The sequence below is a fragment of the Limnofasciculus baicalensis BBK-W-15 genome, from assembly GCF_024178385.1.
Lineage (GTDB): Bacteria > Cyanobacteriota > Cyanobacteriia > Cyanobacteriales > Coleofasciculaceae > Limnofasciculus > Limnofasciculus baicalensis.
Genome location: NZ_JAMZMM010000553.1, coordinates 1 through 2,896 on the forward strand (window position 1 = coordinate 1; position 2,896 = coordinate 2,896).

Consider the following 2,896-nt stretch of genomic DNA (forward strand, 5'->3'; position numbering starts at 1 on the left):
CCAGCAAATTGAGGTGGTAATTGGGGTACTAAGCCAGCTAAGTTTACGCCATCGGTTTGGATATTAGTGCGAAAACTACCATCGGCTAGCTCGACATCTAATAAATTAATCCTGCCCTCACCTATATTTACACTACCACTACCACTAGCTGCGATCGCAGAAGGGGATAAATTAGCTAAATTTCCAGTTAAATTAAACTTCCCTGCAATACTTCCAGCAAATTGAGGTGGTAATTGGGGTACTAAGCCAGCTAAGTTTACGCCATTAGTTTGAATATGAGTACTAAAACTACCTCGATTAAGTTTCACCTCTGATATCCTGACAATTCCACCACCAACCTGAATTTCCCCACCACCGGATACCTGAATAGCCGAAGGGGAAAACTCCCTCAGAGAGCCGGAAGAGTTAAAAGTACCTGTAAAAGGGGAATAGGGAATGGGAAATGGGGAAGAAGGGATTAATTTCTCTAAGTTAATACCGACTGCTCGAATAATCGCCCGCCAACCACCACCATTTATTTGGATATCCCCTGCCGTAACACTTCCTCCAGCTAGATTTAGATTTCCACTTCCTCTACCATTAACTTGAGAAAGGGAAAACTTATCCACCGGACCAGTAAGATAAAAAGTACCATTAACCGGAATCTGAAGTAGTGGCGGAATTTGGGGAAATAGCCGCCCCAACTCAATACCCTTAGCCGCCACATTAGTTTGCCAACGCCCTCGCAACAGTGCCATATCATTGGCACTAATTGTACCGCCAGCGAGATTAAGACTGCCCACCCCCCGACTAGCAATTCCAGATAATCCAGGCCGATCAAAATTAACAGCTACAGTAAACTTACCTGTAAGAGGTCCCTTAAAATTGGGCGGTACTTGGGTTAGCCTTTCTAATTGTACTCCCAGAGCTTGTACTTCTGCCGAAAGCCATGGGTTGAGAAACTGTATATTGGTAGCATTAATCGTACCACCTGCCATATTAAAACGAGCCGAACCCGTAGCGCGAAGGTTGCGGGGATTATCGAGAGGACCGAAAAACTGTGCCTTTCCAGAAACCGGACCAATGGGAAATGGTAAACTTATCTTATATATATTTGCGATCGCAGCACCTGGCAAGTTATCCCCAAATACGTCAAAGCGCAACCCACCCTTCTCACCTAATTGCACCACTCCTTGTCCAGTTACCACACCCCCTAAAATAGGAATAGCGCGTAAATTATTAATTTCTAATAGGGGTAACCCAGCAATTACCTTAGATGTATCTAATTTAAAGCTACCACTAATAGCACGAAAACTTACCTTGTCAACTTGGGTAGTTTTAGTTGTAATAAACTCACCAGAAACTATTGGTTTTGCCAGAGCGCCAGTTACTCGTATGGCAGCTTGCACCATCCCCGCAATTGGCACAGGGGCAGTTTTAATATTAAATGTCTGTAAAACCTGTTTTGGTGTAATCGGTTCAGTCCGCGCCAATAAGTTAAAATTAGTTTGGGTATCTAATACCCCGTTAGCTTCGACTGGAATTTGACCAAATTGTGTCTTTACCTTTTCCAGTCGTACTTGAGTACCTTTAAACCGTAAACTACCATTAGTTTTAGCAAAAGCTTGAGGTAAGGCAGGTACTCTTGCTGTCACCTGATTTAAAGTAGCAACCCCCAAAAACTGTAAAGGTTTTGTGGGTTCAAATACTACCTCCAAATTACCACCAACTTTCCCACCTTGTAAATCAATAGGCAGGGGAACTAATCTACCCAATTCGATAGCATTTATATTTGTACCATTCAATTGTAATTTTGTATAACTTAGATTCTCCCCTCTCTTAGCATTTCCATTTGGAGCATCATCTTTTTTTGGTGCCAGATACTCGCCATGAAGACTAAATTTACCATCCTTCCCCACCTTGCCAGAGCCATCAAATAGAATCCGTTTATTATTATCTAAAAATTGACTATTTCCACCAGACAGAGACACAGTTACAGGAGGATTAAGCTTACCATTATCCCTTCTCCCGACTAAGACAACATTCCCCTGTCGCAGCCGCAGAAATTGGAGATTAATCTTAATCGCCCCTTCCGGTAAATTCTGAATTTCTGTGGCAACCCATCTACTATCCTTATCTTGTTCGATATAGACATCAGGATTAACCAGAGTTACATCTAATTCTAGTTTACGATAGAATAAAAGTTTTACCAGATTATAAGCTACTTCCACCGCTTCAGCAGTACCGCGATCGCTATCTATCGCCGTGGCGGGTAATTTTGAAGCACCAAACCGCAAACTATTCAAAGAAAAACGTTCCACCTTTCCCATCTCTAGGGGACGATTGAGTAGTTTTGCCACATTGTCCTCCACCATCGGCGCTAAGAAACGTTGGACAAAAATCCACCCAGCGGTTGTGCCTCCAGCGACAACTAGCAGGAAAATAACACCAAAACTAATCCACAAACGTCGCCAAGGGAAACGTCTGACAGGAGGATTCGGATTTGACTCTGGTTGGTTATCGGGATTAGGAGTGTTAGTCATTGCAGGAAATGGGAAGTAGGGAAGGATGGTGTAGGAGCGGGTAAAGTGGGTTGGCTGCTCCCTTTATTTTTTCGTCTGGGTTACCAGACGAAAGGAGAGTCTGTAAAGGTTTCAACGGCTTCATCGGGTGGATAACCCGGATTCAGTATAACTTCCCTTTAAAATCGGAGCTGGTTTTAAAGGGAAGTTATCGCATTCGCTAGTGCAATTGGCGCACTTTCCCTCTTTAACATCCCATATCCCCTCTTTAACATCCCAGATTGCGATCGCGATAACTGAGATATCCCCAAGCGGAAGCTAAGATCGGAGGGAGATTTTCCAGCCGCAACCCCTTGACAAGTTGATTTTTTTTTGTTAAATTAGGAGAATGGAAA

1 pseudogene is annotated in these 2,896 nt (G+C 43.3%); it reads right to left on the bottom strand.

Going from position 1 to position 2,896, the window contains the following annotated elements:
• Positions 1-2,522, bottom strand: a pseudogene (locus NJ959_RS28010) (hypothetical protein); the annotation flags it as partial.
• Positions 2,523-2,896 lie beyond the last annotated feature (374 nt).